Source organism: Streptomyces milbemycinicus, assembly GCF_002154605.1.
In the GTDB taxonomy this organism is placed as follows: Bacteria; Actinomycetota; Actinomycetes; order Streptomycetales; family Streptomycetaceae; genus Streptomyces; species Streptomyces milbemycinicus.
Window position 1 is genome coordinate 1 of the sequence record NZ_MUNE01000525.1, and the last position, 794, is coordinate 794.

Sequence of the window (794 nt, forward strand, 5' to 3'; positions counted from 1 at the left end):
CGGGTGGTCTGGCGGCGGGCGGAGTGGTGCTCGAAACGGGGGGGGTGGCCGGAGGGGGTCAGGGTGGTGCGGCGGCCCGCGGCGTCGTAGGCGTAGCCGGTGGTGGCTCCGCCGGGGGTGGTGCGGCGGGTGCGGCGGCCCAGCGGGTCGTAGGTGTGGGTCATCACCCGGCCGTTCACCATTTCGGATTTGGCGCGGCCCATGCGGTCGCGTTGGTAGACCACTTCGGCGTCGGGTCCGGTGGCCGAGGTGATGCGTCCGGCCGGGTCGTAGGTGAAGGTGGTGGTCTGGCCGTCTGTGGTTTTGCGGAGGGTGCGACCGAGCGCGTCGCGTTCGAAGGCCAGGGTCTGGCCGAGGGGGTTGGTGCGGGCGGTGAGGCGTCCTGCGGCGTCGTGTGTGTAGGTGAGGGTGCGGCCGTCGAAGTCCGTCTCGGACACCATGCGGCCCGCCGCGTCGTACTCATAAGTCCAGGTCAGGCCCTGGGGGGTGGTGACCTGGGTGAGGTGCAGGGCGGTGTCGTGGGTGAACTCGTAGCGCACCCCGTCCGGGTCGGTGCGGGCGGCCAGCAGGTCGAAGTGGGTGTACTCGTAGGTGGTGGTCGCGCCGGTGGGGCCGGTGTGGCTGGTGCAGTTGCCCTCGCCGTCGTAGGTCCATGACTCGGTTGTGCCGTCGGGGTAGGTGCGAGCGGTGAGCTTGCCCTCGACGGTCCACTCCAGGTGGGAGGTGTGGCCGAGTGGATCGGTGATGGTGGTGGGGCGGCCGAAGGGGTCCCGCTGGTAGCGGGTGGTGGCGCC

General features: G+C 71.3%; 1 pseudogene. It reads right to left on the bottom strand.

The annotated features are described in order from the left end of the window. A pseudogene (locus CCN51_RS36445) lies at nucleotides 1-794 on the bottom strand (type IV secretion protein Rhs); the annotation flags it as partial.